The following is a 25,911-nucleotide window of genomic DNA, read 5'->3' on the forward strand; positions in this document are numbered from 1 at the left end:
TTTATTTAATTGAAAGCAATTTACTACTGTGGGAGTCATTCGATGCCGAAAGAGCAAGCCTTATGAATTTCCAGCAACTTAAAATTATTCGCGAAGCTGCCCGCTGCCAGTGCAACTTAACTGAGGTAGCAAAAATCCTTTATACCTCTCAATCTGGTATCAGCCGCCATATCCGTGAGTTAGAAGACGAACTGGGCGTCGAATTATTTATTCGTCACGGTAAACGTATGCTGGGACTGACAGGACCGGGGAAGGAGATGTTAGTGATTGCCCAACGGATCTTAGACGAGTCAGCCAAGGCTAAACGGTTGGGCCAGTTATTCACCGCCCAAGAGGCAGGAGTGTTAACCATTGCCACCACGCATACCCAAGCCCGTTACTCTTTACCGGCTATCCTAAAGCAGTTTCGTAGCCGCTATCCGTATATTCAGGTTGTGCTCAATCAAGCCACACCCGAAGAGATCCGCGATCAGGTTATTTCTGGTGAAGCGGATATTGGCATTGCCTCAGAGGGGTTAGCTCACAGTGGACAGTTAACCACTTTTCCGTGGTTTAAATGGAATCATCGTATATTAGTGCCGCACGATCATCCGCTCACGCAAGAAGATAAACTCAGTCTTGAACAGCTGGCAGACTGGCCGCTTGTCACCTATCGCGCTGGAATGACCGGTCGCTCAGTGATTGATGAGGCGTTTCAGGCCGTCTCATTACTGCCTAATGTGGTACTGAGCGCACAAGATTCCGATGTGGTGAAAACCTATGTGCGTTTGGGAATGGGGATCGGGATTATTGCCGAGACCGCAGCGGATCAGGATGATTCGGAACTGACCTCATTAGATGCCCGCCACCTCTTTAATAGTAATACCGTCTGGTTAGGGGTGAAACAAGGTCAGCTACAGCGCGACTATCTCTGGCAGTTTATGACGCTCTGCAACCCTAACCTTTCCGAAGACGAATTAAAGCAGATAGCGCGCGGAGTCAGCGAAAATACAGAACTCGGTTACGATTTCCAGATTTAAGCGCACGGATCCCTCCTTCCTCCTCCTATAGGCGACTAAGCTAAGACTATACCCCTTACGCTTAGGAGCTTATGTGATGTCTTTCCCCTGGCAAAAACCTGGCTTAACAGCCGACCAACAAGCCGCTGCCGTTGTCGCCGAGATGACGATGGATGAAAAATTTGCGTGGCTCTCTGGACCGATGGCTATCCCATTAAAAAAAGGGGATACGCTGCCCGCCGAAGCGATCGGTTCAGCCGCATATTATCCGGCAATTCCTCGTTTAGGGATCCCGGCATTACAACAGAGTGATGCCAGTTTAGGGGTCAGTGCATTAGGCGGTGTCCGCCCAGGGGATCACGCCACCGCACTCGCCAGTAGCCTCGCGTTGGGCGCCTCTTTCGACCCAGACTTGGCGCAAACCACCGGCGAGATGTTAGGACGCGAAGCCTTTAGTAAAGGGTTCAATGTGCAACTCGCCGGCGGGGCAAACCTGATTCGCGAACCGCGCGGTGGCCGTAACTTTGAATATATCTCTGAAGACCCATTGCTGACTGGCGTGATGGCCGGTCACAGTGTACGAGGGATCCAATCTCAACATGTGGTCTCAACCGTTAAGCACTTCGCGGTTAACGCCCAAGAAACCGGTAGAGTGCTGGCGGACTCCCGCCTCAGTGAGTCGGCATTACGCGAGTCCGATTTACTCGCTTTTGAACTGGCTATCGATATCGGCAAGCCCGGCGCGGTAATGCCCGGCTATAACTTGGTCAATGGCGACTGGGCCTCAGAAAACCCTTTTCTGTTGTCGCAGGTATTAAAAGGCGACTGGCGCTATGCTGGTTGGGTCATGTCGGACTGGGGTGCGACGCATTCCGCAACCAAAGCAGTGCGAGCGGGGTTAGATGTGCAATCGGGTGCCAATCTTGATACCTGTGTCTGGTTCGACCAGCCGCTACGCGATGCCATGGCACAAGGCGAGATCACTGAAGAGCAGATTGATGGCATGATCGAGCGGATCTTACGAAGTCTCTTCGCCTGCGGCGCTATTCAACATCCTGCTCAACGTGGTAATCGTCTCGACTATAGCTGGCACCAATTGATCGCTCAGCGTGAAGCCGAGCAAGGTATTGTCTTACTGAAAAATAGCCAGCAAACTTTGCCGCTCGCGCCCGAGTTAAACCGAATCGTGGTGATAGGGGCTCATGCCGATAAAGGTGTTTTGGCCGGTGGGGGCTCCTCCGCGGTGACACCACAAGGTAGCTTACAGAAAGAAGGCGTCGATTTTATGGGGATCCAAACGCCAAGAGTTTACCATCCTAGCTCGCCGCTGGCCGCTATTCGCCGAAATTCGCTCGCCAAACAGGTCGATTTTGTATCCGGAGACTCGATCGAGGAGGCACTCGACGCTAGCCAAGGCAGTGATGCCGTGATTATTTTCGCCGAGGAGTGGCGCTCAGAAGCACTGGACGCGCAAGGATTGGATCTCGATGATCATCAAAATCAATTAATTGATCAGTTATCTGCCGTGCATCCAACGATCATCGTCGTGCTGGAAACAGGTGGCGCGGTGACCTTACCTTGGCTCGATAAGGTCCCGGCGGTACTCGAAGCTTGGTATCCTGGTTCAGGCGGGGGCGAGGCGATTGCCGGTGTGATCTTTGGTCGCGTTAATCCCGCGGGACGGTTGCCTATTACCTTCCCTGCTGCGGTGCAACAACTCCCCCGTCCCGAGCAAGTCGATCCTAGCACCACCACCTCACTGCCTGGTGTGGAGGTGAAAGGTGAGATCTTCGAGATTGATTACAACGTTGAAGGGGCCGATGTCGGCTATCGTTGGTTTGAACGCCAACAATTAACCCCCTTATTCCCGTTCGGTTTTGGCCTTTCATATACACAATTTCGCTATGAAGATTTACAGCTTTGCCAGACCTCTGACGACATTACGGCCAGCTTAACCATGACCAACTGTGGCGAACGAGTAGGCAGCGATGTGGTTCAGATCTATCTGCGACCCACCTCAGGGCGTTACCCCTCGCGATTAGTGGCTTTTCAGAAAGTCACCCTCGCGCCGGGGGAAACACAACGCATCAGCCTGTGTCTGGAACCGCGAGTGGTGGCGCAATGGGACAGTGCTCAGCAACAGTGGTCGATTGCCGGTGAAGAGTACGAGATCTATCAAGCCACCGATGCTGCAACCCCCGTGCTTAAGGGCAAACTCATGCTGACTGCGCAAACTTTCAGCTATCGCTAAGCGACTTGGTCTGCCCCTGCAAGGGTGGCAGACCGAACTCACGCTGAGAATGTCATTAATCTGTCATCTTGATGCGGCAAGCTAGCGACAGTCATCGGCACATTGAAGAGGTTTACCTATGAGCGATTATGATAACGATCTTTATGAAACGCTGTTTGCTACCCGCCAACGCCCTTTTCCAGAAGAATCAAGCGCGCCACCGCGACGCCGCCGCACGCCTGATGAAGGGGAGTACCATGAATTACAGTTCAACGATTAAGCGCTCACTTATTCAATAACACGATGGGGTGAGAGGATGAAGCAGGCTGAATCACGCTTAATTCAGCCTGATACCAGGCCGTCAGCTGCGATTCTGTCAGCACCTGCTGTACCGACCCATCGGCCACTAAGGCCCCCTGCTGTATCACCACTATCCTATCCGACCAGGTTGCGGCCAGATTGACATCGTGCAATACCGCGCAGACCATCAGCTTTCCGTTGCGGGTTAATCGATGAAGCAAACGTAGCAAATGTTGTTGATGAAAAAGATCGAGCGCCGATGTCGGCTCATCAAGAAATAACCATCCCTCTGGTTCGTCCTCTTTCCATAGCTGTGCTAGCACCCTGGCCAATTGAATTTGCTGCTGCTCGCCCCCCGACAGGGTGGCATAATTGCGATCGCATAACGCTTGGCAACCGATCAGTGCAACCACCTGGTCTACGATCGTGCGTTGTCGCTGCATTGTGTACTGGCTGATCCCTAATACGATCACCTCTTCCGCCGACATGGCAAAGGCCAGTTGATTATGTTGACGCATAACGGCCCGTTGGCTTGCGAGTTGTTTTCTCTTCCACTGAGAGTAAGGCTTACCGGCCAAGCAACACCCCCCTGTTGTTGGGCTAAGAAAGCCGGTCAATAATCGTAAGAGTGTCGACTTTCCTGCCCCATTCGGTCCCATAATGGTAACAAACTCACCCAGTTTAAGCGTCAGATCTAAGGGGTTGATTAAGGTGCGCGATCCCATCTGCAGTCCAAGCTGGCTCGCGGTAAGGGTATTATGCATAACTGGCCTTTAAGCGTTTAAGGATCAACATAAAAAACCACGGTGCCCCCAGTAGACTGGTCAATAAGCCGACGGGCATTTCAGCGGGTTGAACCAAAGTGCGTGCCAAGGTGTCCGACAGCAACAGGAGTAATCCGCCGACAATAATCGATCCAGGTAATAACCAACGATGATCGCTACCAAACACCATTCTTACCAGATGGGGAATGACCAAACCGATGAAACCAATAATACCGGTGAAAGAAACCGCGGTACCGACCAACAAGGCGTTGCCGATTAATAAACACTGCTGAGCCCGTAACACATCCAGGCCGCTATAAAAGGCATCCTCTTCGCCGAGCTGTAAGAGGTTTAAGGCGCGGGCCGATCGCAGCAGTAACAGCGAGGTCGGGACAATGATCAGCGCGCAGATCCCCACCACCGACCATTGGGCTTGGGCTAAGGATCCCATTCCCCAGAGTGAAAGCTGCCGCAGCTGTTGATCGTTACTCAACCACGACAGCACGCCGATCAGCGATCCCGATAAGGCATTGATCGCTATCCCTAGCAGCAGTAAGCGGGAGAGTTGACCTTGGCTAACCTTGTTCAATTGAAAAATCAGCGCCGTGACCAATAAACTGCCGATAAAGGCAGCGACAACCGGTAACCATAAACTGGCGAATAAGGGTAATTGAAGAGGCAAGAGCAAGGCCAACGCCACCATAAGCCCTGCTCCGCTGCTAATTCCTAATAGCCCAGGATCCGCAAGCGGATTACGAAAAAGCCCCTGCATAAGGGTGCCCGATACGGCGAGTGCGGCACCGATAAGGAGGGCCAGGAGTACACGGGGAACACGAATGGTTAACCAGACTTGCCAGGCAATACTGTCGAAGGGTTGCTGCCAAATCTCGGTTAACGACAGCCTCATCGCCCCAAGCTGGGTCGCCGCCACGGCGCTGATCAGCAGTAAGACAATAAAGATCAACAACGTCGTTTGGCGGTTAAGGCTGACGCGCATAGCTTTCCGCCACATCTTGACGAAGTTTGAGAATAGCCTGCGGTGTGTCGATCCCGAACCCTAGGAGTGCCATTTGATCGATCACCACCACCCGACGCGCTTTCCCGGCGGGCGTTAGGGCTAATCCAGGTAGTTTCCAGAGCTGGCTCGTACCGCCCATCTGTAGTAAAGAGCGCTGGTCAATAATAACCACTTCGGGTGCGGCAGCTATTACGCCTTCTTGCGACATCTGCTGATAATGTGGCACCTGCCCCATGACGTTAGTCAATCCTGCACTGCGTAGCGCAACGTCTGCGGCGGTCTCTTTACCCGCAATCAAGCTTTGCATACCGTGGTTCGCCATAATATAGAGGGCTTTATGACTGGCACCCGCAGGGACCTGTTTCAGCGCACTTAACTGCTGATCCAACCGCTGCAAGATCGGCTGTGCTTGTGTCGTCTTCCCCAGAGCTTGAGCCAGCGTATTGATCTTGACCGCAATCTCCGACAACTGTGGCGTCGCCGGGACGGTGACAACTTTCACACCGACTTTTTCGATTTGCTGGAAGACTTGAGAGGGCTGGGCCTGCGCACTGGTCAGCACTAAAGTCGGCTTAAGCGCCAGTATCCCTTCACTGTTTAATTGACGCATATAGCCGATATCGGGCAGCTTAAGACTTGCTTCCGGGCGCTGACTAGTCGTGTCGCGGCCGACCAGTTGATCGCCACTGCCGAGCGCATAAATAATCTCGGTCACATCACCGCCAATCGAGACGAGCCGCTGTGCAGCCTTCACGGGGATCATGACGAAACAGAGGAGTACTACGATATATTTCATTAGCAGAATTCTCCCGCTAATTCCTCAAGTTGTTGACGCCAGAGTTGTTGTTCTGGCTTCCCTTCAGACCGTTGTCCATAAAGCTGGGCGATTTGTGTGCCATCTTCTGCAAACAGCTCCAGGCTAGTAACGTGCCCATCTACCGTAGGCTTACGCGTAATCCAAGTTTCAGCGATTTTTTTATCCTGAAGATGTAAGGTAAACTGATCGTTGAAGATATTTAACCAACCTTTCATTTCTACCACTTTGGCGAGACGACCGGTGAAGATCTGCGTACAGCCGCGGTTACCGACAAAAATCATGATCTCGTTTTGCTGCTGCTGAACACGCTCAAGTAACAGTGCAATGCTGTCGTTACTGACTTGGCGAGCCAACTCATCGCTGACCATCTTAAAGGCTTGTTGACGACTGAGTTGATGACGACGCAGCAATTGAAAAAATTGATGGACATCGGTCATTGCGCGCCATTCCTGTTCCACCCTCTGTGGGTCGATCTCTGACGGTGCCGTGACCTCAGGGAAAGGCTGGATCGCGATCGTAGAGGGGGTGACATGCTGAAACTGAGCAATCAACGCTTGCCATGCAACGGTATTGGTTTGCGGGGTCGCATAGATTTTCACCACTGCGTTCCCTTGAGCATCAAAAATTTGTAGGCTATGCCGCTCGCCCGATCCCCCTAATTCGGTTAAGGCAAAAACGCTGTGCCAGTGTTGAGGGAAAAAGCGTTGATCCAGCGCGCGTGGGTTTAATACCAATCCGGCATGAGGACCAAAATGCAGATTCTCATAACGTCCAATTTGCTCATGGACGGCGTAATCATTGCGGACCAAGCTTTTTATCTCGCCCACCGCCGCCAATCCTTTAAGCAGCGCTTCAAATTCCGGTTGCAGCGATTGAGCGTCATGACCGCAGCGAATTAAGGTCAATTCCGCCTCGCTGATCGCCATCATCGTTGCCAGGTCACGGGCATACAGGTGTGGGTGTTCCATTTTTAACGCTAAATAATCAAGATATTGTTTATTCATCGGTTACATCCTCTATAACGCCCCGGCAAACCGGGGCTAAACATTTAGAAATCAACATTCAAACCAAGTTGGAAAGTCCGTCCTGGCATAGTCGACAGCGCAATATCAGCTTGATGCTGGGCAGTGTCGGTCGTTAAATCACGGCTACTTAAGTAATCCCAATATTTACGGTTAGTCAGGTTATACACGCCACCACTGAGTTTTACCGTTGGGGTCACTTGCCAGTATGCCGTCATATCCACCATCCCGTAGCCGGGGATACGCCAATATTTGCTACTATCGACCTCTGTCGCGCTACTGGTGGTCGTGGTATCGCGCGTGGTTTGTTTGGCCTGTTTTCCTTTTACGAAGGTAGCAGTCACTGCAGCCCCATAACGTTGAGCAGGATCATCCCACGCGACGCCAATAATCGCTTTCATCGGGGCCACACTGTCTAAATCGACATATTTGTCGCCTTGCAGGGAGGACTTTGACATCCCTTTGGTATAACCCAAGGCGAAGCTTGTGCTTAGCCCATTTACCGCGGGGAACCACTCGCCATAATGAATTTTAGTGGTGAGTTCTCCACCGTAGATAAAGGCTTTATCACGATTTTCTGCTTGATAAATGGTATAGATATTCGACGGAACATTGGTAAATTTGCTCGGAGAGCCGCTACGCGTATAACGGTTATACGCAATAAAGTTATCGTAATCGTTATAGAACAGTGAACCATGGATATCGATTCCCGGTACGGCTTGTCCCTTTATTCCCCACTCGAGATCATTACTGGTCTCGGTCTTCAGGGAATTATTACCAATCAAGGCATATTGCTGCTTGCCGGCATAACTGGATCCGAGATTCCAAGAGCCATACAGCTGGCTCGCTTCAGGGAATTGCGCGCCACGCTGGTAACGGATATAGGTTAACAGCTGCGGCGTCAGGGAGTATTCGAGACTCAGTGACGGTAAGAACTGTGTATCACTTTGGCTACTATAGAGTGTCGAGACACTCTCTTCGGTTAATACGCTACTTCCCGCCGCTAAGCTACCAAGATTCCGCGGCTTATTTTTCAAGTAAGCAACACGAATCCCTGGGGTGAGTGCCACATGGTGTCCCTGCCAGTCACCATTAATTTTATCTTCGACAAAGCCACCCAGCGTGGTGGTTTGGCTATCCGCCTGTGGTTGCATCACACGGTAGTACACGAGAGGAGTTGGCGATTGTGAAAAGGGTCGTTCTGTACGACCGATATCGCCATTTAGCCCAGCACGAATATCGTGACGCCCAATACTTTTTGCCAATTCTGACGAGAAGCCTAATTTATTGGTATTAAAATCAGATAGCGTACGGGTCGGCACCAAGGTGTCGCTCGGGCCGTATGTATTATCGTGCGCCTGCGTCTTCTGCCAATACACTTGGCTAGTCAGCTGATCGACCCACTGATTCAGCGGAGTGTAGTCATCTTGTAAGGCAACGCCAAAGCGGCGGGTTTGACTCGACTGTTGGCTAGTGCCAATAACGGCTGAGCCCCCAGAATTCCACGTATCGAAATGGGTATGGCTGGTTTTTTGATAGTAATTCCCACTAGCCGTCAGTTTGTGTTCATCATTTAGCTGCCAAATCGTGCTGGCTGCAAAGGCATCGGAGTGCCAATTTTCTGGCCATGCTTGGTTATTGCCTTGGGTCCGCGTCTCTTGTCCATCACGTCGGCTATAGACAAAGATTCCACGCAACTGATCATCGCCAGCGGCCGCGGTGATACCGTTATGCCATGCACGATTTGCCGAGTCGTAATCGGTTTGATAACCGAAATAGTGTTGGCGTGTCGGCGATAAGTAATCGTCCGCAGATTTTGAATGGAAAGCGACCAGTCCACCAATCGAGGTATTGGGTTGAGATACCGAGGTCGCTCCCGCTTCGATATCCATCTGGCCAAAGAGATACGGATCGATATAGTCGCGGCCAATACCGAAACTATTCACTCCTGTTCGCCCTGCATAAGGACGACCTGTCGCTTGCGGCATCGAAACGCCATCGACATTGATCCCAACACGATTACTTTCTAACCCACGAATGTTATAGCCGGTATAGCCGCCTCTATCGAAACCACTTTTTCCACTGCCTGATCCGCCACTCGATCCCGTCGCACTCACTAAGGGTTGATAGCGCATCAAGGTACCAAAATCGTTCGAGCCATTTTTTTGCATCTGCTTGGCACTGACAACGACTTTATTGTTGGCCTCAATTTTAGGCGTTACCCCAGTCACGACTAGGGTCTCCTCCTGCTGATCCTGTCCAGTAAGAGGGATATTTCCGGCGGTCGCCGAAGCACAATATAGACCGCTGAGGCTAAGAGCGATAAGCGATAAGCGGGGTCGAGGGGGAACTGTCAAGGCAGTCTTGGAGTATTTACGCATAGAGGCTGTGTATTCCTAAAGGTGCGGCAATTCGCAAAAAGTGACAAATGGCTCATATTGGAGCCTTTATTCTAGTGAATGAGAATCTATATTATTATGATAATGATTATCAATAGTGATCGGTGTAAAAGTTCACTTTTTTTTTTATTCTTTATCCTTTGCTTACATCGCCTTGGTGCAATGCTACAGTGGGTGAATCGATACCATTTTTCTTGGAGGCTATGTGTTTGCTTGGATAACACTTTTACCTGCCCTATATATTGGTGCGCGCTTTATCTTGCCGCTCCCTCTCCCTTTTATACTTCGGCTGCTCTGTTTTATTGCCGTCGTCCTCGTGGCAGAGTGTCATCTTGTTTATAAAGCTGTCTTTGGTAACCGCTTCGCGCCGGAATTCCCTCATACTGTGATGGTCGCCATTAACTTCCTCTTTGGGACGATCATTGCTTTTACCCTGTTACTGCTCCTAAGCGATATTGTCAGCGCCTGTCAGTTTGCATTACGTGGGTCATGGCCACTCCACCGTACCACTCACTTTATTTTGTTAGGTATTTCGTTAGTGACAGCCGCCTACGCTACCTACCAAGCCATCAAGGTGCCTCGCGTTAAAACCGTCACGTTAACGCTAGAGAATTTACCTAAAGCGTTTGATGGCTATCGTGTCGTTCAATTAACCGACTTACATGCCAGTACCCTCTTTACCGGACGCTGGATGAAGAAAGTGGTAGAACGTACCAATCAACTGCAGGCGGATGTCATCCTATTTACCGGCGATGTCGCAGACGGCAGTATCGAGAAACGTTATGATGATGTCGCGCCGCTCGGTGAGTTAATTGCTAAGCAGGGGCGTTTTGCGATTCCCGGTAACCACGAGTATTACTCTGGCTATTCGCCATGGATGCACCGGATGGAGCAATTAGGCTTTCATGAATTACTCAATAGCTCAGTCACCATCGAGAAAGAGGGAAGTCAGCTCTATATTGCAGGGGTGACTGATGAAGCAGCGTTACGATACAACCAGGCTGGCCCTGATTTAGATAAGGCCCTAACAGGCGTAGACCGTGAAGCGCCGATTATTTTGCTGGATCACCGTCCGGAAAATGCCCGAAAAAATCTCGCCAACGGCGTTGACCTACAGCTCTCAGGCCACACTCACGGTGGCATGGTCTACGGCCTTGCCACCATCGTAAAGCGAGCCAATCAGGGATTTTCGTCTGGGCTTTACCCAATCGGAAAGCGCTATCTTTACGTTAGTAACGGTACCGGGCTATGGAATGGATTTGCCCTACGCTTGGGCTACCCTTCTGAGATCACGCTGTTTATCTTAAAAAGCGATAACGCTGGTACTGACTAACTTTTTTTAGTGTCGAGGCAGTACTACCCTTTACCTCGATACTGATTGATCCGCAGAGAAAGTTCGCACATCAATATGTCTCAAATCGGGTAATACTATGTCCAATACTCAACGCATTACCATTGCTGCAGCATTACTTATTGATAATCATCAGAATATCCTACTCGTAAGAAAACGTGATTCTGCTTTTTTTATGCAGCCTGGCGGTAAAATCGACCAAGATGAGGCGCCTGAAGAAGCATTAATAAGAGAACTGAAAGAGGAATTACAGCTGGTTGTCACTAAAGAGGAACTGATTCCGATGGGATGTTTCCAAGACATGGCAGCGAATGAAGCACACCATCAGCTCACCGCTTATATGTACCGTATTCATAGGAAGTCGTTTGCGCCCATCCCTGCAGCCGAAATTGAGGAAGCGGTCTGGCTATCGCAAGAAGAATGCCGACATGTCACGTTAGCACCGCTAACTGAATATCAGCTATTACCCCTTGCTTGGCCAAGTGAATGAAGGGGTAGCCTATTATGCCTTTTCGCAAAATAAACAGTTAAAAATTTATATTATTCTCGTTTGTTAACCTTAAAGAAGGTAGTGTTATATTCTCTATTTTTATTGGATTGATAAATCAGCCTTGATTAGTGTTACTGCTTGTCCGAGATATTGTTCTAGAGCAAATATCTTAACCTATTAAGTCAGTCTGACTAAAAGAACCTCTGGCGTCTTCAACACTCCCCTGTGGTCGGCCTGAGCTTCTGTGGTGGCGTAAATATCAACGTAAGTCCTGAGAAGACACAAACGGCTGAGGTGGGAACAAAACGATCGCTATTTAATGAGAAACGGCTACTCAGTGCAGCTATTTTTAGAACTAATAGTGAAAATGATGCAGAGCTTGATACCACCTCCAATGAATATGTGCAATATATCGCGGCGCTTAACCAAAGTGGTTATCGTTATACACCTAGAGCACCTCGAACCTGGATGCTTACCGCTAACGTGCATTGCTAAGCGAATGATGGCGCAGGATACGGCAAGCCGTATCCTCGTTGCTTAACCCCTTCCTAGCGTCGTTTCTGTCGGTTCGTCGTAAAGCGCCGGCAGTGAAGGACGTTTTTTGTGAGTGCAATGCTGTGCTGCATTAGGCTTTCGCCTCCGATAGCGGTATCAGTGTTACCAATTTGGTCGTCAGATCTGGGGCTAACTGCCAAGTCGTTTGCTGATAATGAAGGAGTCCCTGCTGAGGGTGCTGAAAGCTTCGTTTCCCCCCTTCTCGATGAATAACATGATGTTTTTGCCACCATTGAGCAAACTCTGCGCTCTGTAGTAATAGGTGATCAATAGTGGCTCTTAACGGTGTTGTTTTCTCTAGATGAATCGACTCTGCACGCAACTCAGCAACGATTCGCTGCGCCCGTTCAGGCCAATCCGACACCAATTGACGAGCCAAGGGATTGAGAAAGATAAACTCCAGCATATTGGGTGTCTGGCCATCGAGGAGCCAACCGTCAAATAACACTGCCGCTGGAGGGTTCCACGCCACCACTTGCCAAGCGCCATTCATGATATAGCATGGGGTGGTTATCATCGTCACTATCGCCTTAACATCGGGTTCACAGGACAACGCGACAGGATTCAGCGGATCGGCCAATTCCGCTAGACTGAATAAGTAATCGCGCTCGGCCTGAGAAAGTTGTAAAGCGCTCGCAATATGGCTAAGGCTCCGCGGTGAAACCGCGATTCCCCTTCCTTGCTCTAACCAGGTATACCATGTGGTGCTGACATAACTGAGTTGCGCCACTTCTTCCCGCCGTAATCCGGGTGTACGCCGACGAGGACCTCGACGCAATCCAGCGCGCTCTGGGCTAAGTTGTTCTCGTCTAAGACGTAAGAATTCACCCAACTGTTTTGCAGGATCCTGATGTTTCTCCGCCATAACCTATTACCTCTTATACTAGGATAATTACAGGTATTGTCCCAGTATAATAGATTGTATAGCCTACTCCCAACAACCAGATAAACATTAGGGATACTCTATGGCTCATCGCGCACATGCTCAGCGAATTTCAGAGCAATTCAGCCCGCAGGCTAACGCTTATTTAACCAGTACTGTCCATGCGGCAGGTGAAGATTTACAACGCTTACAACAGTGGCTAGCCCCCTTTAGCGATGGGTATATTTTAGATATTGGCTGCGGTGCGGGGCATGCCAGCTTTACTGCTTCACCTCTGGTCAAGCAGGTTACGGCCTACGATCTCTCGACCGAGATGCTAAGCGTAGTGAAAGAGACCGCCGAGAGTCGGCAGATGACCAATATCGATTGCCAACAAGGGATAGCAGAATCATTACCCTTCGACGATCAACAGTTCGATTGCGTGATCAGTCGTTATTCTGCCCATCACTGGCAAGATGTTCCCCAAGCATTGCGGGAAGTCTTTCGGGTCATCAAACCGGGCGGAAAGTTGATCATGATGGATATCGCCTCACCGGGCGCACCGCTATACGATATCTGGTTACAGAGTATCGAAGTGCTACGCGATCCCTCTCATGTCCGTAACTATTCACCGGGGGAATGGCTACAAATGGCAACAGAAAGTGGCTTACGTATTGAACAGTTAGTGACTGGATACTTAGCGTTAGATTTCCAGCAATGGGTCGGTAGGATGAAGACGCCAGCCCCTACTGTGGCAGCGGTTCGTGCCCTACAACAGGCGGTCTCTGGAGAGGTACAAGCCTATTTTCAGCTTGAGGACGATGGTTCTTTCTCCAGCGATACCTTGATGTTTTGCGCACAACGCCGAGGCTAAGACTCAGGTAGCCGTCTTATGACGGCTACCTTAAAGCTGATGCAGCTGCTGAGTGATGGTTTCGATGATCGCCTGGATATTATTGTCATTTCGACGATAATAGGTCCATTTCCCGACTTTTTGCGCCTCGACCACTCCGAGTTCATGCAGCGATTTTAAACAGAGAGAGATAGCCGGTTGCGAAAGCCCCGCTTTATCCTGAATCAAGCTCGCGCAAACACCATACTGTTCATAAGGATATAGCTGGCTATAGGCGGCGAACGCGACATCCGGTTGTTTTAACCACGTTAGAATCGCCACTCGCAACGGGTTGGCTAACAGTTTCATCGCATTTTCAGCAAGCATTGGCTCTCGTCATTTAGTCGTCGATGGTCGGATAGTCAGTATACCCTTTTGCCGTGCCCCCATACAAAGAACTTAACTCCACACTGTTCAAGGCCACTGCACGCTGTAGACGCTCGGGAAGATCGGGGTTAGCGATAAAGGTTCGCCCAAATCCCACTAAATCAGCCCAACCTTGGGCTAAAACGTACTGAGCTTTAGCCTGATCGTAACGTCCCGCCACCATAATCACCGAAGTAAATGTTTTACGCAGGGCAATCCGGAAACTTTCCGGTAATTCTGGGCTGTTATCCCAATCGGCTTCGGCAATGGAAAGATAGCCGATGTTCATTTCATCTAACATTTTCGCCGCAGTGAGGTAGGTTTCGGCTGGATCGGGTTCGACTAAGCCCAGATAAACACGATCTTCTTCAGTGGTAGAAAATAGTGGCGAGAATCGCACGCCTATTCGACCACTATCGAACACCGTTGACACTGCCGCCACCACCTCTTTAAGAAATCGCAGACGGTTCGTCAGGCTTCCGCCGTACTGATCAGTGCGATCATTCGTATGTACCGAAATGAATTGGTTAATAAGATAACCATTGGCGGCGTGAAGTTCAATTCCGTCAAATCCAGCTTGCTTGGCATTCACCGCTGCTTGCCGGTACAGTTCCACCAACTGTGGAATTTCTTCGGTTTCCAAGGCCCGCGGCTCACTTGGCACGACCAGTTCGCCTTCACCCGGGCCAGTTTCAATAAAGACGCGTACATTGGTTGCGGGTAAGACTGAAGGGGCGATAGGCAGCTGCTGCTGAGGTTGTAACGCGCGATGCGAGACTCGCCCGACATGCCATAACTGACAAAATAGCGTCCCCCCCTGTGCACGAACGGCTTGAGTGATATTTTGCCAACCCGCAATCTGTTCGGCGCTGTGGATCCCCGGCGTCCACGCATAGCCTTGCCCGCGAGGCTCAATCTGTGTCCCTTCCGTTACCATAAACCCAGCGCTGGCACGCTGAACATAGTAATTGCGCATCATATCATTAGGAATGTTACCAGGCTGGGCGCTACGACAGCGTGTTAAGGGCGGTAGTGCAATACGATTGCGTAAAGGGATCCCACCTAACTCGAGTGGTGTAAAAAGTGAAGAGTGCATAATGATCTCAGTAGTCGATAAATTTCCACTTATTATATTTATACATTTAAATATGTAAATAAATAGAAAGACCGATTTACCAGATGGGCAAATTTTTTACGCTATAGGTAAACCGATTCCAAAGTGGATCAATTTGGTGCAAAAACCCTAATCATTTCAGGGGTATTTTTACATAATAGTGACGGTTGTTAATTAAAATGATTGATTATATGAATAGGATTCTTAATGTATTGCCAAGTGTAAATCTGACTTGTTTAACCGAACAAGATTGCTATGCTGAAGGGGTAGTGACTTTTGGGTACTGGGGGGAAATCATGACTAAACGCCATTTTACGCTCGCATTTGAAATCGGTTCCATTGCAATTTTTGCCATTGTCTTAGCTTTTCTTGGTTATTGCGCAGTCCATGCTTACTTAGGTCTTGGGGATCAATTTCCTCATTTAGACGTCTAATAAAATGGCATAGCGGTCTGTTTCCGCTATGCCATTTGCTTACTATCTCGCCTTTTAAAGATTAATAATTTTTATGCTTAATCTTTTAACTGCTCAAAAACCTTGCTAACTGCATAAGCACCAGGATCCATATGTCCTTTCAAACTCTCTGCATTTAAGTACGACGAACGTCCAGCTTTCGCTTTTTCCATCTTCTTCGTCGACTCGGCACCAGACACCGCAGCGTTATGCACCGCTGACCATCCCTTACCTGCTTTGATTGCTTCAAAAGCTGGCTGCAAAGCGTCGATCATCGTGCGATCGCCTTGATCGGCGCCGCCGTAGTCTTTCATTTTCTGTAGTCCAGCCAATAAACTCTCACCCAAGTTTTTCGCGTCAGGAAAGGCCGCAGCAGACGCACTGAAAAGGAGTGAGAGGAGCACACCTCCAGAGCCGCCCATCGGGGTGGTAATCTTCTCTCCCAGCCAATGTAATAGCGCTTGGGGATCGTTTAAGGGCAGTTTTTTCTGCTTTAAGGCCTTTAATACAAAGTTTGCACCGGTAGCTAAGGTTGATCCGGTATCCCCATCCCCCACTTGTGAATCGAGTTTATTCAACTCATCCTCACTGTCGATCAGGGCTTGGCAAATCTGTTTCACCACTTGTGCGGTGTGGGTATTCTGCGAAGGCTTGGCGAATTCCACCTCGGGTAAGGCATCAGTCTCTTGCCACTGCATGGTTTGACATGGCGTGATGGGTAACCATCCTGTTACCACCACGGGAGCTTTAAGCGCTGTCAGTAATTTGTTATCGAGAGGCAAAACGGTAAGAGAAAGTCCTTTCATATCCAGAGCACTGACAAGGGTATCCGGGCCTTGAATATGGCTCACGCGATCGGCGAGAGGCGTTTGTAATATCTCCTGCGTCGCTAAGGTCATCTCAAGCACTGAAAGGCCGCCAAGGTTATTAATGAGTAATAGCAGATTATCCTCATCACCAATATGGTTAAGTAAATTTTTGGCGAGTTGTTTCACTATCTTAGTGCTGTTTTGGGTATCGAGTGTCGCGACACCGTGTTCGCCATGGATCCCCATGCCGAGTTCACTTTTTCCTTGTGGGATCCCTTCTGACTCGTCACTGCCGGGAAGGTGGCAGGAAGAGAGTGCTACCCCTATAGTCGCGACCTTATCGAGCATCTGTTGAGTTTGTTGAACAATATGCTTGAGTGATTTACCTTTCTCGGCATAATAGCCCGCCACTTTATGCGCCAGTATCGTTCCCGCTAAACCTCGCGGTTGAGGGTTCTTCGGCAGCGAAATGTCGTCTTTGACTAGAATCATTTCGACCTTATAGCCTAGCGCCCGCGCTTTTTCGGCCGCTAATCCAAAATTCAGGCGGTCTCCCGTATAATTTTTTACGACTAACAAGCACCCGGATTTCCCCGTTACCGTGACGATGGCATGCAAAATCGCGTCGACCCCAGGTGAGGCAAAGATATCGCCGCAAACAGCCGCCGTTAACATCCCTTTCCCCACAAAGCCCACGTGCATCGGCTCGTGCCCGGAGCCTCCACCAGAAATAATGGCCACTTTTGACTTATTCCAATCTTGGCGCACAACGATGCGTAGCCCCTCGTCGGTGTTGAGACGCGCTAAGTTTTGATGGGGAGAAGTACGGATAAGCCCTTCTATGGCTTGATCGACAATTGTTGCTCTTTTATTGAATAAAAAGTGGCTCACCGGTGGCTCCTTTAAAGTGATTGTCAGCTGAATAAGTGTGGCTAATAATCACAGGTTTTGTGATTTTCTCCCCATCATCAGTGATCGAGTTCACAAAATAAATTTTGATAATGCGGCAGCAAACTGCGTAATTGTGTCTACCCTTAACGGAGGTTCTTTTTTTTCACATTTATGGGAGTCAATGATGTCAACAGAGAAAACACGTTTTCCACAGCCGCCTTTTGACAAACAGCCTCAGCAATTTCCAGGTTTAGTATCCGAGATGCACCCATTACCCGATCATGGTGAGAAAAGTTATCAGGGCCATAATCGTTTAGCGGGAAAAAAAGCCCTTATCACTGGGGGAGATTCAGGAATTGGCCGTGCAGTGGCTATCGCCTATGCCCGCGAGGGTGCCGACGTAGCGATCAATTATCTGCCTGCGGAAGAGAGCGATGCACAACAAGTGATCGATCTGATTAAGGCAGAAGGCCGCAAAGCGGTCTCGATTCCCGGCGATATTACTGATGAAGCCTTCTGTAAAACTTTAGTGGAAAAGGCTGTGCAGGAGCTAGGTGGGTTAGATATTCTCGTTAATAACGCTGGTCGGCAGCAGTTCTGTGAGAGCATCAGCGAACTCACCACCGAATCGTTCGATGCCACTTTCAAAACTAACGTTTACGCACCGTTCTGGATCACCCGTGCAGCGGTCGCACACCTCGGTGAAGGTGCAGCGATCATTAATACTTCTTCTGTTCAGGCCTTTAAACCTAGTGATATTCTTCTCGACTATGCACAGACTAAAGCCTGTAACGTTGCATTCACTAAAGCGTTAGCGAAACAGCTAGGACCGAAAGGTATCCGCGTTAACGCGGTAGCCCCCGGCCCTTATTGGACAGCGTTACAAGTCTGTGGCGGACAACCTCAAGAGAAAGTGGCCCACTTTGGTGAAGAAGCACCACTAGGCCGCCCAGGACAGCCTGTTGAAATTGCGCCGCTCTACGTCACCTTGGCGTCGGATGAGAACTCGTACGCCTCTGGCCAGGTATGGTGTTCTGATGGCGGAACCGGCACCGCATAATCTCCCTTAGCGGATAAAAAAAGGGTGAATCCATCTATTGTGGATTCACCCTTTTGCTTTACATCATGCGCGTTTACGTGTTTTAAACCATCCGATGATAAAGATTAGCAGTGCACACACGCCGCCGGCACAATGCTCATAAAAAGCGAGATCTTTACCTGCCACATAGGGTTGCAGCAGTGGATCAGTCAGTAACATACTGCCCGCTATCCAGCCGATTAACGCACCGGCCGCCAGAATAATCACCGGCCAACGATCGAGCAGATGCAGGACTAAGCGACTGCCCGCCACGATAATTGGAATACTCAACAGTACGCCCACCGCAACGATCACTAAGTGACCCCGCCCTGCCGCGGCTACCGCTAACACGTTATCGAGTGACATGATGATATCGGCGATAGTGATGGTCAGGGCAGTTTTCCATAGGCTGGATGACGTTTTCCCCTGCTCGTCGCCCTCTTCTTCACCAGAGACCAATTTGTAGCCAATCCACAACAACAATAATCCGCCGACTAATTTCAGTCCTGGTAACATTAACAGGTATACAGCGATGACCAATAACACAATCCGTGCCACGATCGCCCCTACTGTACCAATGACGATGGCTTTACGGCGTAAGTTGTCCGGTAAGCCACGACACGCCATGGCGATAACGACGGCGTTATCGCCACCTAACAGTAAATCTATTAATAGGATTTGCGCTAAGATAGCGACCCAATCCCAGTGCTGGAAAATTTCACCCATATTACCCTCGAAGCCGGCTAAATCTGTCTATAATTAAGTTAGGCTACTGTCTATCAAACTTTGTTACAAAGTAAAGCCTTAGTTACCTATCATTCCGTAATTCATTACTTATTTCGGCCTAAAACTTTGCATTTTGACTAATTGTGCTATGGTTACCAGTAACATTCTAACGTAACAATTGTCGATTGCGACTAAGGATGCCCTTTGCAAACTACACAAAACAGTACACCTTCTGCTCACTCCACATGGCTACATCTAGGCGCGGGAGCTTTCCATCGAGCTCACCAAAGTTGGTATCTCAACGAACTCCATAAACTTGGTGACACCCGCTGGTCACTAGCCCTTGGCAACATTCGTAACAGCGCGAGCCAAGCCACTCTTGATCAACTAGGTCGCCAGCAAGGCGTCTACACCCTTGAAGTGATTAGCCCAGAGGGTGATATCGATTACCAAACAATCACCGCAATAAAGAAAGTCATCCCCTGGGATGCCCACTTATCGCAGCTGATTCAAGTCGGCGCCGATCCTGAAACAAAGCTAATCTCTTTCACCGTGACTGAAGGCGGTTATTTCCTGAAAGATGATGGACACCTCGATCTTAACCATCCCGTCATCGTTCAAGAGTTGGCCGACCCCAACCCTATTGCCACGGTATACGGTGTTCTGGTTGCCATTTTACGCCAGCGCCTCGCAACGCAAGCGGGTCCCATTACCTTACTTAATTGCGATAACCTCCGTCATAACGGTGACTGCTTACGTACCGGACTTAACGAATATATCGCGGCATTAGGGGATAAAGCGTTAGCCGCTTGGTGTGATCAGTCGATCAGTACACCAAACAGTATGGTTGACCGTATTACTCCTCAAACTGACGAAGCCCTACTCGATCGCTTGCCAGAGCAAGGTATCTACAACGATCAGGTCCCCGTTGCCTGCGAAGCTTTCTCACAATGGGTCATTGAAGATGACTTTATCGCGGGTCGTCCTGAGCTAGAGCGAGTGGGTGTCGAATTCGTCGAAGATGTGCTTCCCTTTGAAGAAGCTAAGATCCGTGTGCTTAATGCAAGTCATAGCGGTATCGCTTGGGCGGGCGCGTTATTGGGCGTGCAGTCCATTGATGAGAGCCTAACACCGCAAGTTCAAGAATGGATCCGTAACTATATCGGCCAAGACGTCACCGCAGCACTATCGAAAGGACCGATTAACCTTGATGAGTATTGTAAGACTACGTTACACCGTTTCAGTAATGCCAAGGTCCGTGATACGAATCAGCGTGTGTCGTCAGACAGTATCGCTAAGCTACAACAATTTATTTTACCAACGCTAAAAACGCGCTACCAACAAGGCGAAGTCCCCAAGGCAACGCTGGTATTAGTGGCATTATGGTATCTCTTTATGCAACGCCGCGCGGCAGGTACCCTTCCTTTCGAGTACCAAGATCGGGCAATCGATAGCGTGCCTTTCGAGGCAATTTTTGCTGAAGAAGACAGCCTCAAGGCCTTCGCACAATCCCCTGCCCTGATGGGCAGTTTGGCTGAACATCCGACCTTCACCGAGGATCTCCGCGAGATCGTGAAGCAGGTTGAAAACACTTTAGCGGAATCTCTCTAACATCATGAAAAATATTCTTATTGTTGTTATTACCATCGCCTTGGCGCTGCTATCGATAGCTGTTCTGACTCCCTGGCCTTTCTGGCTGGGGACGTTAGCGGCTTGGGTTACCACGGGATCGTTTTGCCTTCAGGTACTGCATATCGTCAAAAATAAAGAAACCAAAGCCCTCTCGTTAGGTATGTGGTCGGCACTATTCTTCGGCGTTGCCTGCTGGACTGGCTACGGTTTCCGCGTCCACGATATTCCTGTAATGATGGCAAACGGTATTACCGCGTTGCTAGCCATTACCGTGATTGGCTTGAAATTATGGTTAGAACGCCCGCGCTTAATTAAGCGAGGTCGACGGATCCGTCGAATGCATCGTGTTGTATTAAAGCCACGAATACATAGTCTTCGTCCTCTACAACGAACGCTTAACGCTCGCGCGGCTAAGAAAAGTAAGAAAAGTAAGTCTTCTACTGAACTTACTGAACAATAAGGTGCCTTCCTTATTAGAAATTTGCTTTTGGTCACGCTCCCACTTTAACAGGGAAGGTAAATTATGCTTATTGATAAAAAGTCTGGCCGTACCGGTAACGAAGACCGCCAGCTTGCTGTTGCGTTAGCGGGGTGTGCTGGGATGCTCAATGTATTGGCATTGGGCGCTTTCGGTCTGTTCCCTTCCAATATGACCGGTAACGCGACGCAACTTTCTCAGGAATTATTGCAGTGGGACAAGCTGGAGATGATCCCGCTGATCCTGTTACTGACATGTTTTCTCTCTGGCGCATTTATCTCACGCGTTGCCGTGTCATTTGCGAAGAAAGTGAATCTACGCACCATCTATGCACATATCCTGTTAGTTGAAGGGATACTGTTGATTGCTCCGGTGGTCGTGGGCTTCTGGTATCCTCAAGACCTACAGCATGGCTACTATCTCTTTGGACTCAGCTTCCTACTCGGTGTGCATAACGCGACGTCTACCCAGCTGTCGCAAGGTAAAGTGCGTACCACCCACGTGACAGGAACCTTAACCGATGCTGGCATCGTATTAGCGAATCTATTATTTCAACCGATCATGCGCCACCCTCCGGCACAAATGAAGCAATTCCGCTATCTGCTCAGCGTCTATGTGACCTCATTTATTTCTTTCTTTATTGGGGGATTGATCGGTATTTTAGGTTACGAGTGGTTTGGGATGAACGCCTTTATCCTGGCTGGTTCAATCTTAGTTGCCGTCTCTTTGCTCACCTTGATCCGTGTACTGTGCCGCAAACGCACCAAAGCATTTCAAGGATGCTCTGTAGAACGTTAAGCCGAAATTCCCCTTTCTCTGCTGCCCGCTATATATTAATATGTGTTCATATGTTCACTTATAAACCATAGCGAGGCAGCAATGTCATCCCACTCTCACCACCCTGGTCACGATCATCAACATGATCACGATCACTCTCATGTTCCCAAAGTGAATCAAGCCAACCAAAAGAAAGTGCTACTCTCTTTTGTGCTGATTTTTACCTTTATGATTGTCGAGTTTGTGGGGGGAGTCTACGCCGGGTCCCTCGCCCTGATGGCTGATGCGGGCCATATGTTGACCGATGCCTTCGCGCTTGCACTCGCCCGGGCGGCTTTTTATTTCGGACAGCGCCAACCTAATAATCGCCTCACCTTCGGCTATATCCGCTTCGAAGTCTTGGCGAGTTTATTTAACGCCATGACACTGTTTCTCATAGCCATCTTTATTATTTATGAAGCGTGGCAACGCCTCACTGCACCAGCCACTGTGATGCCTTGGCCAATGTTTATCGTCGCCTGCGCCGGACTGATTATCAATCTGGTGGTGCTATGGATCATGACGCGCGGCGAAACCGAAAACGTCAATATTAAAGGTGTTATCTTGCACGTGATGGGCGATCTGCTGGGGTCGTTTGCGGCAATCGTTGCGGCAATCGTAATTGGCCTGACGGGTTGGGCGCCGATTGACCCGATACTATCAGTACTGGTGGCGGTATTGATTCTGCGTGGGGCATGGAAACTGATACGAAAAACATCACATATCCTGCTAGAGGGTGCCCCTGATGACGCCGCGCCAAGCTTAATTAGCGCCCATTTATTGGAGCATGTCCCCGGACTCAGTGAGGTCTCACATATCCACGTCTGGCAAATAAGTACCGGTTATACACTGGCCACCTTGCATATTCGGGCGGCGGAGGATGCTCAGGCGAAACAGGTTGTGCGTGCGGTGGAAACCGCCTTACAGGAAAAATTCGCTATTGGGCACAGTACTATTGCGATTGATTGGGCGGACGAGCCTTCGTCACCGCAATGTTTATTGAGTGAGGCAAGCCATCATCACGACTGCGGCGAAACGCCTCATTCCCCTACTCACTCACATTAATCTTGCACAGGCTCTTCCGTTAGGTGGATGGCCATATCGCGCAGTACATGGCTTACATGATTGTCAGCGACCCGGTAGTAGATATGGCGAGCACTTCGCTCGCCAATCACCAGCCGAGCAGCTTTTAATAGTCGCAGATGATGGCTCACCAAAGATTGGGAAAGCTGCAACGCCTCGGCAATATCGTTTACCGCAGCTGGTTGCGTCAGGCACTGAAGCAAAATACGTAAACGCGAAGGATCACCTAATAGTTTAAAGGTGTCTGCCAGCCGCGCAATATCTTGGCTACTGAGTACGGGTAACGGTGGGTGCTCTGTAGTGTGCGGTTCACTACATGGATCAGTACGCATAGTCTGTTCCCTAACAGGGGCTCTCTTCATACCCAATATTACAGCGTAGATACTAAAGTGCGTCCAGCTTTTCCTCACTTGACCTTTCCCTTGCAGGAAGCTGTAGGCTAGGCTTAATTGAACAGGAGGAGTTCATTATGTCTAGCCAATCATCCACGTCTCGCCACACCAAACCTCCCCTACAACTGACGGTTGAGGGAATGTCTTGTGCAAGTTGCGTCGGACGCGTAGAGCGTGTGTTAGCCGCTCAACCCGGCGTTGAGCAAGCCAGCGTTAACTTAGCGACCGAACGCGCGACCATTATCGGAGGGGTTGATGGGGAAAGCTTAGTACAAGCCATTACCGCCGCCGGCTATCCCGCAAAAATCTTTGTCGATGCCGCCGAGACCCGAGCCTTACAACAACAAAAAAAGCAGCACCATATCAAGGCATTACAACGTAACGTATTCATTGCTATCGTGCTTACGCTGCCTATCTTTGCCGTAGAGATGGCGATGCACCTGAGCTACACGCTCCAAATCTGGGTGGATCATTACCTCCCTGTACCCGCACGTTGGGTTGCAGAGGCAATACTCTCCACCTTAGTACTGCTTGGCCCTGGCCGACAGTTCTACCGTCTAGGCTTGCCAGCCTTATGGCATCGTTCGCCTGATATGAATGTCTTAGTGGCGATAGGAACGCTTGCGGCATGGGGCTATTCGCTCTTTGCGACGTTTGCCCCGCAATGGCTCCCGGCACAAAGCGTTCACGTTTATTATGAAGCGGCCGCGATGATCGTCTGCTTAGTGCTTATTGGCCGCTTGCTTGAGGCTCGTGCAAAAGGCAAAACGTCACAAGCGATGCAGCGATTACTGCAACTGCAACCTAATGTTGCCCATCGCTGGTACAATGAACAAAGCGAAGAGGTGGCTACCGAGAGTCTGGTGCTGGGGGATATCGTTGAAGTCAGACCGGGAGAGAAGATCCCCATTGATGGCGAAGTCGTCACCGGGGAGAGCCACGTAGAGGAATCAATGGTGACTGGTGAACCGCTCGCCGTGCGTAAAGGTCTCGGTGACACCTTGACGGGTGGCACCCTAAATCAACAAGGCTATTTACGCTTCAAGGTTACCGCGACGGGAGAGCAAACCGTCTTGGCACAGATCGTTCAGGCCGTCGAGCAAGCTCAAGCCGCGAAACTGCCCATCCAAGGCGTCGTTGATAAAGTTACTCTTTGGTTTGTACCGGTCGTCTTCGTGGCTGCACTGTTAACGCTGATTGGCTGGCTCTATTTTGCGCCACAAGGGGGGATTAGTCTTGCCATTGTGAACGCCGTCGCCGTACTGATTATTGCCTGCCCCTGTGCCATGGGCTTAGCGACCCCAACCTCCATCATGGTTGCCACCGGCCGCGCCGCAGAAAAAGGGATCTTATTCCGCCAAGGCAGGGCCTTGCAGCAGCTTCGTGAAACGACGCTGATCGCTTTCGATAAGACAGGGACCTTAACCGAAGGACAGCCAGCTCTCACCGATATCCAACCGGCTGATGGTTACCGCACAGAACAGCTACTGGCCTATGCCGCCGCGGTTGAGCGTTACTCTGAACACCCACTGGCCAGTGCAGTGGTGAAGGCCGCAGAGGCCCAGCAGCTTGAACGACTGTCGGCAACAGATTTCACCAGCCATAGCGGAATGGGGGTGAGTGCTTGGGTACAGGGTAAGCGGGTCGATATTGGTGCTCAACGTTATCTACAAAGCCTGTCTATCGTCTCCAGCGATCTCGACGCACTGGCGACCGATTACGCAGAGCAAGGGAAGAGTCCGTTTTATATTGCCATTGGCCAGCAACTAGCAGGAATAATTGCCGTGGCCGACCCGATTAAAGCGGTTAGCCGGACGGTAGTCAGTCAGCTGCAGGCTCAAGGGATCACCGTGGCGATGGTCACCGGCGATAACCGTCTTACTGCGCAAGCAGTGGCGAAACAGCTCGGTATCAGCGAAGTGGTTGCCGAGGTCAAACCCCAAGGGAAGGTCGAGGCGATTCAAAATTGGCAGCAACGCTTTACCGGTGTCAGTTTTGTGGGTGACGGGATTAACGATGCGCCAGCGTTAGCGGCAGCTGAAGTGGGTATTGCGTTGGGAAGCGGGACGGATATCGCGATGGAGTCCGCCGATGTAGTGTTGATGTCCGACTCACTGACCAATGTGCTGAACGCACGACATGTTTCGCAAGTCACGATGACCAATATTCATCAGAATCTATTTTGGGCCTTTATTTATAACTTAATCTTGATACCAGTCGCTGCCGGTGCGCTCTATCCCGCTTTTGGGATCCAGCTTTCCCCCATTCTCGCCGCGGGAGCCATGGCGCTATCCAGCGTCTTTGTCTTGGGGAATGCCTTACGCTTAAAACGGACTGCGTTTATTCATTAACGAAAAAAGCCCTGAAACCTAAAAC

Annotated in this window: 24 protein-coding genes; 13 read left to right on the forward strand and 11 right to left on the reverse strand. The window is 50.0% G+C overall.

Features of this window, described 5'->3' with window-relative positions:
* The first annotated feature begins 62 nt into the window (after positions 1-62).
* The 3 genes from cbl to MKR94_RS06355 all read left to right on the forward strand — a co-directional run bounded on the left by cbl (position 63) and on the right by MKR94_RS06355 (position 3,508).
* On the forward strand, positions 63-1,019 hold the full coding sequence (gene cbl, locus MKR94_RS06345) for an HTH-type transcriptional regulator Cbl (protein ID WP_241646167.1): 957 nt from the start codon (positions 63-65) through the stop codon (positions 1,017-1,019).
* A gap of 76 nt (positions 1,020-1,095) precedes the next feature.
* Positions 1,096-3,249, forward strand: a complete 2,154-nt coding sequence (locus tag MKR94_RS06350; RefSeq protein WP_241646233.1) for a beta-glucosidase family protein — start codon at positions 1,096-1,098, stop codon at positions 3,247-3,249.
* 118 nt (positions 3,250-3,367) lie between these two features.
* Positions 3,368-3,508, forward strand: a complete 141-nt coding sequence (locus MKR94_RS06355; protein WP_168174316.1) for a hypothetical protein — start codon at positions 3,368-3,370, stop codon at positions 3,506-3,508.
* Between the two features lie 4 nt (positions 3,509-3,512).
* Here the strand turns inward: MKR94_RS06355 and MKR94_RS06360 are convergent, their stop codons facing one another.
* Genes MKR94_RS06360 through MKR94_RS06380 form a run of 5 tightly spaced genes read right to left on the reverse strand, consistent with a single transcriptional unit; the run spans position 3,513 to position 9,530 of the window.
* Entirely contained in the window at positions 3,513-4,292 is a 780-nt protein-coding gene (locus tag MKR94_RS06360; RefSeq protein ID WP_241646168.1) for a heme ABC transporter ATP-binding protein, read from the reverse strand.
* Positions 4,285-5,289, reverse strand: a complete 1,005-nt coding sequence (locus MKR94_RS06365; RefSeq protein ID WP_241646169.1) for a FecCD family ABC transporter permease — start codon at positions 5,287-5,289, stop codon at positions 4,285-4,287. The genes MKR94_RS06360 and MKR94_RS06365 overlap by 8 nt, the downstream gene beginning before the upstream one ends.
* Complete coding sequence (locus MKR94_RS06370; RefSeq protein ID WP_241646170.1) at positions 5,273-6,106, reverse strand: heme/hemin ABC transporter substrate-binding protein; 834 nt, start codon at positions 6,104-6,106, stop codon at positions 5,273-5,275. Before MKR94_RS06370 ends, MKR94_RS06365 begins: the two co-directional genes overlap by 17 nt.
* Positions 6,106-7,131 (reverse strand): hemin-degrading factor, encoded by a 1,026-nt coding sequence (locus MKR94_RS06375; RefSeq protein WP_241646171.1) that lies wholly within the window; start codon positions 7,129-7,131, stop codon positions 6,106-6,108. Before MKR94_RS06375 ends, MKR94_RS06370 begins: the two co-directional genes overlap by 1 nt.
* Positions 7,132-7,175: 44 nt before the next feature.
* Complete coding sequence (locus tag MKR94_RS06380; RefSeq protein ID WP_241646172.1) at positions 7,176-9,530, reverse strand: TonB-dependent receptor domain-containing protein; 2,355 nt, start codon at positions 9,528-9,530, stop codon at positions 7,176-7,178.
* A 223-nt stretch (positions 9,531-9,753) separates the two neighbouring features.
* Between MKR94_RS06380 and MKR94_RS06385 the strand changes: the two genes are divergently transcribed.
* Together MKR94_RS06385 and MKR94_RS06390 are read left to right on the forward strand one after the other, a co-directional pair.
* Positions 9,754-10,881 (forward strand): metallophosphoesterase, encoded by a 1,128-nt coding sequence (locus tag MKR94_RS06385; protein ID WP_241646173.1) that lies wholly within the window; start codon positions 9,754-9,756, stop codon positions 10,879-10,881.
* A 97-nt stretch (positions 10,882-10,978) separates the two neighbouring features.
* Positions 10,979-11,389 (forward strand): NUDIX hydrolase, encoded by a 411-nt coding sequence (locus tag MKR94_RS06390; RefSeq protein WP_241646174.1) that lies wholly within the window; start codon positions 10,979-10,981, stop codon positions 11,387-11,389.
* Between the two features lie 625 nt (positions 11,390-12,014).
* Here the strand turns inward: MKR94_RS06390 and MKR94_RS06395 are convergent.
* Positions 12,015-12,809, reverse strand: coding sequence for a helix-turn-helix transcriptional regulator (locus tag MKR94_RS06395; RefSeq protein ID WP_241646175.1), 795 nt, complete (start codon positions 12,807-12,809; stop codon positions 12,015-12,017).
* A 100-nt stretch (positions 12,810-12,909) separates the two neighbouring features.
* On the opposite strand from MKR94_RS06395, the gene MKR94_RS06400 reads away from it, so the two are divergent.
* Entirely contained in the window at positions 12,910-13,680 is a 771-nt protein-coding gene (locus MKR94_RS06400; RefSeq protein ID WP_241646176.1) for a class I SAM-dependent methyltransferase, read from the forward strand.
* Positions 13,681-13,710: 30 nt separating this feature from the next.
* On the opposite strand, the gene MKR94_RS06405 is transcribed toward MKR94_RS06400, so the two are convergent.
* A complete protein-coding gene (locus MKR94_RS06405) occupies positions 13,711-14,025 on the reverse strand; it encodes an ArsR/SmtB family transcription factor (RefSeq protein WP_241646177.1) in 315 nt (104 codons plus the stop codon).
* Between the two features lie 13 nt (positions 14,026-14,038).
* On the reverse strand, positions 14,039-15,160 hold the full coding sequence (locus tag MKR94_RS06410) for an alkene reductase (RefSeq protein WP_277755615.1): 1,122 nt from the start codon (positions 15,158-15,160) through the stop codon (positions 14,039-14,041).
* 230 nt (positions 15,161-15,390) lie between these two features.
* On the opposite strand from MKR94_RS06410, the gene MKR94_RS06415 reads away from it, so the two are divergent.
* Positions 15,391-15,612 carry a hypothetical protein gene (locus MKR94_RS06415; RefSeq protein WP_241646178.1) on the forward strand — a complete coding sequence of 74 codons (222 nt, stop codon included), beginning with the start codon at positions 15,391-15,393 and terminating at the stop codon, positions 15,610-15,612.
* A gap of 77 nt (positions 15,613-15,689) precedes the next feature.
* Here the strand turns inward: MKR94_RS06415 and MKR94_RS06420 are convergent, their stop codons facing one another.
* Positions 15,690-17,330 (reverse strand): dihydroxyacetone kinase subunit DhaK, encoded by a 1,641-nt coding sequence (locus tag MKR94_RS06420; RefSeq protein WP_241646179.1) that lies wholly within the window; start codon positions 17,328-17,330, stop codon positions 15,690-15,692.
* A gap of 184 nt (positions 17,331-17,514) precedes the next feature.
* Between MKR94_RS06420 and MKR94_RS06425 the strand changes: the two genes are divergently transcribed.
* Positions 17,515-18,390 carry an SDR family oxidoreductase gene (locus tag MKR94_RS06425; protein ID WP_241646180.1) on the forward strand — a complete coding sequence of 292 codons (876 nt, stop codon included), beginning with the start codon at positions 17,515-17,517 and terminating at the stop codon, positions 18,388-18,390.
* 63 nt (positions 18,391-18,453) lie between these two features.
* Here MKR94_RS06425 and MKR94_RS06430 read toward each other — a convergent pair whose 3' ends face one another.
* Positions 18,454-19,134: a TerC family protein gene (locus tag MKR94_RS06430; protein ID WP_241646181.1), complete on the reverse strand. Its 681-nt coding sequence runs from the start codon at positions 19,132-19,134 to the stop codon at positions 18,454-18,456.
* Positions 19,135-19,338: 204 nt separating this feature from the next.
* On the opposite strand from MKR94_RS06430, the gene dalD reads away from it, so the two are divergent.
* From dalD to MKR94_RS06450, 4 genes are all read left to right on the forward strand, one after another.
* Positions 19,339-20,745 carry a D-arabinitol 4-dehydrogenase gene (gene dalD / locus MKR94_RS06435; RefSeq protein ID WP_241646182.1) on the forward strand — a complete coding sequence of 469 codons (1,407 nt, stop codon included), beginning with the start codon at positions 19,339-19,341 and terminating at the stop codon, positions 20,743-20,745.
* Positions 20,746-20,749: 4 nt separating this feature from the next.
* Positions 20,750-21,226, forward strand: a complete 477-nt coding sequence (locus MKR94_RS06440) for a SemiSWEET family sugar transporter (protein WP_241646183.1) — start codon at positions 20,750-20,752, stop codon at positions 21,224-21,226.
* Between the two features lie 63 nt (positions 21,227-21,289).
* Positions 21,290-22,042, forward strand: a complete 753-nt coding sequence (locus MKR94_RS06445) for a YoaK family protein (protein ID WP_241646184.1) — start codon at positions 21,290-21,292, stop codon at positions 22,040-22,042.
* Between the two features lie 81 nt (positions 22,043-22,123).
* Complete coding sequence (locus tag MKR94_RS06450) at positions 22,124-23,125, forward strand: cation diffusion facilitator family transporter (RefSeq protein WP_241646185.1); 1,002 nt, start codon at positions 22,124-22,126, stop codon at positions 23,123-23,125.
* Here MKR94_RS06450 and MKR94_RS06455 read toward each other — a convergent pair.
* Complete coding sequence (locus tag MKR94_RS06455) at positions 23,122-23,475, reverse strand: ArsR/SmtB family transcription factor (RefSeq protein WP_241646186.1); 354 nt, start codon at positions 23,473-23,475, stop codon at positions 23,122-23,124. The genes MKR94_RS06450 and MKR94_RS06455 overlap by 4 nt on opposite strands.
* A gap of 137 nt (positions 23,476-23,612) precedes the next feature.
* Here MKR94_RS06455 and MKR94_RS06460 point away from each other — a divergent pair, with 137 nt between their 5' ends.
* Positions 23,613-25,886, forward strand: coding sequence for a heavy metal translocating P-type ATPase (locus MKR94_RS06460; protein WP_241646187.1), 2,274 nt, complete (start codon positions 23,613-23,615; stop codon positions 25,884-25,886).
* Positions 25,887-25,911 lie beyond the last annotated feature (25 nt).

The organism is Rosenbergiella metrosideri (assembly GCF_022602565.1).
Classification (GTDB): Bacteria; Pseudomonadota; Gammaproteobacteria; order Enterobacterales; family Enterobacteriaceae; genus Rosenbergiella; species Rosenbergiella metrosideri.